Source organism: Arthrobacter sp. Y3223166 (assembly GCF_059090935.1).
This window is the reverse complement of the sequence record NZ_JBNHGE010000081.1, coordinates 1-2,450: the sequence shown is the minus strand read 5'-3', so window position 1 is coordinate 2,450 and position 2,450 is coordinate 1. Positions and strand designations below refer to the sequence as shown.

General features: G+C 71.1%; 2 protein-coding genes. Both read right to left on the bottom strand.

Annotated elements, in window-relative coordinates; all coding sequences use genetic code 11:
- On the bottom strand, nt 1-721 hold a 721-nt coding region (locus tag AC5RUH_RS16575; RefSeq protein WP_494129141.1), incomplete at its 3' end, for an RDD family protein.
- Nucleotides 706-2,450: transglutaminase TgpA family protein (locus AC5RUH_RS16570; RefSeq protein ID WP_494129140.1), on the bottom strand; the 1,745-nt coding region annotated here is incomplete at its 5' end. The genes AC5RUH_RS16570 and AC5RUH_RS16575, both read right to left, overlap by 16 nt.

The window sequence follows — 2,450 nt, the reverse complement described above, 5'->3', positions numbered from 1 at the left end:
GCGACACGTCGGAGCCGGGGCCGGCCGCCGGCGCCTTGGCCGCCGGTGCGCCCGTTGCCGGGCCGAATCCCGGGATTGCGGCAATGACCCCGGAGGGCTGCGAAGCCGGCCCAGCGGCGGGTCGGCGCGGGTCTTGTCCGTCCGGTGCCACGTTGGCAAAGCCGGCGCGGGCGTCCGTACCATCCGGGGCGAAGGCCGCCGGCCCGTAGAGCCCACCGGTGGTCAGCGGATCGCGGCCCTGGGCCACGTCGAGCACCAGTGTCTTGGCCACCTTGTCGTGCCAGCCCTGCCGCCTGTGGTTGCGGTCCCAGACGTTGGAGACCACCACCACGACCGAGCCCACCGCCAACACCAGTCCGCCCACGGCGATGATCAGCCCGCGCAGGAAGATGGCGCCCCAGCCGGCCGGGTGGCCGTCCTCATTAGCGGTCCGCAGGCCCAACAGCACGTTGCCGGGAGTCTTGCCGGTAGTCGCTTCCCAGCCCCAGAGCCAGATGGTGTAGGCCAGCGACAGCACGCCCGCCAGCCCGATCCACAGGAACAGGCCGCCCAGCGACTCCGCGGCCGCGGAGGCGCTGCCCGAGGCCGCGGCCTCCATCACGGCCGGCACGCTGGCAGCGTAGGCGGCCAGCATCAGCACGGCCGGCGGAATCTTGTCGATCAGCCATGCCCCCAGCCGTTTGCCGACCGGGGCGCTGACCAGATTCAGTCTTGCTGCCACGTGCTGCTCCCGCCCTGTTCCGGCCGTCCGGCCTGTGAGTCTACTGTACGGATTCTAGTGGCGGCCGTTGTCCGCCGCCGCGCCAGCCGCCTCCTGGCGTCGGCAACCAGCGAGCGCGGCGTGTACTTTGCCCGCTGCCGTTGCCAGAAACCCAGCGAGTCCTTCATCTTGGTCAGCGAGTCGTCCACCTGGTCCCAGTACTGCTGCACCTGCATCTCCGTCGGTTCGGCTGCCCCGAAGATCGCCGCGTCGGCCCGGTGTGCCAGCAGGGTGGTGCCGTCGGCGGTGGCCGGGAACTGCCCTGCCAGCGCGGCCGCGTGCTCGCGCCGGGTGGCGTTGGCGGGGGCGCTCGCTCCCATGTCGGTGGCCAGGGACATCACCTCGCGCCAGCCGCCGCCCACGCGTTGGCTCGGCAGGCCTTCGCTGGCCCGCCGCTTGCGCCGGCGCAGCTTCAGCCAGGCGATCAGCAACAGCGGCAGCAGCAATACCGCCAGCGGGAGGGCGGCCAGGCCCACGGCCGCGAAGAGCCAGCCCCACTGGTCCCAGAACGATTTCTCCTGCTGCTCGGCGTCCTGCGGCTCCGGGGCGGTGTCCGGCGGAAGCTCGGCCGGTTCCTGCGGCGGAGGGGGCGGCTGCAGGACCTGCGGCTTGGGCGTCGACTTCGGCTCCTGCTGCGGCGGCGTCGGCTCGTTGTCCTCGTCCGGCGTCGGATCGAAGGCGACCCAGCCGGCATGCTCAAACGCCACCTCCACCCAGGCGTGCACGTCTTCGCCCTTGATCTGAACTGCTTCCCCGGCGGACGGGCCTTCCTTCGGATCCGGGTAGAAGCCCATCACCACCCGGGCCGGGATGCCCAGGTGCCGGGCCATCAACGCCATGGCGACGGCGTACTGCTCGTCGTCGCCAATCATCTGGTCGGCATCCAGCAACTGGATCATCCGCCCCGCATGGTGGCCGGAGAGGCTGCGCGCTTCGTCTTCCTTGCCGTTGCTGAAGAAGCCGTTCTCGTGCAGGTTCCGTTCCAGTTGGCGCACCTGTTCGATCGGCACCGTCGCTTCGCCGACAAATTCGTTCGCCTTGGCCGCGACGATGTCCGGCACCCTGGCCGGTTTCGGCAGCCGGACGGAGGCGAAGTCATACTGTGCCAGCTGGGCGTCCTCCAGCCGGCCGGGGAACGTGGTCTCCACCGAGTAGCTGTCTCCGGCCAGCAGGTACCGGGTGGTCAGCGCCGTCTGGGAGTCGTCGTTGTAGAACAGCGAGCCGCCCAGCTCGGCCGCCCGCTCGCCCTCGAACGCCAGCCCCTCGATGTGCCCGCCCGCGGGAAGCCAGACGCCGCTGTAGTCCCCGATCCGGATGTCGAGCCGCGCGGTGCCGCCGGACGCCGGGCCGAGCGAACCGGCGTCGCCGACGGGTTTGAAATTGCCCCCGCTTTCGGGGTTGACGTTGTAGACCGTGCCGTCGAAGGTATCCAGCGCCGCCAACCGCACCCGCTGGCCCTCGGGCAGCCCCGCGACGGTGAAGAGCGTCTCCTCGGCCCGGTCCTTCACGTAGCTCCGGAAATCCATCAGCGGGCTCGGATAGTCGTAGAGATTGACCGGGGGAACGACGACGTCGCGCAGCACCTCGCGATCGCCCCGCGCCGTGAGTGCCGGGCCGACCAGCGCCGTGAGCGCCACCGCCGACGCCAGCATTCCCGCGCCCAGGCCGAGCCTTCGCCGCGGCCCTGCCC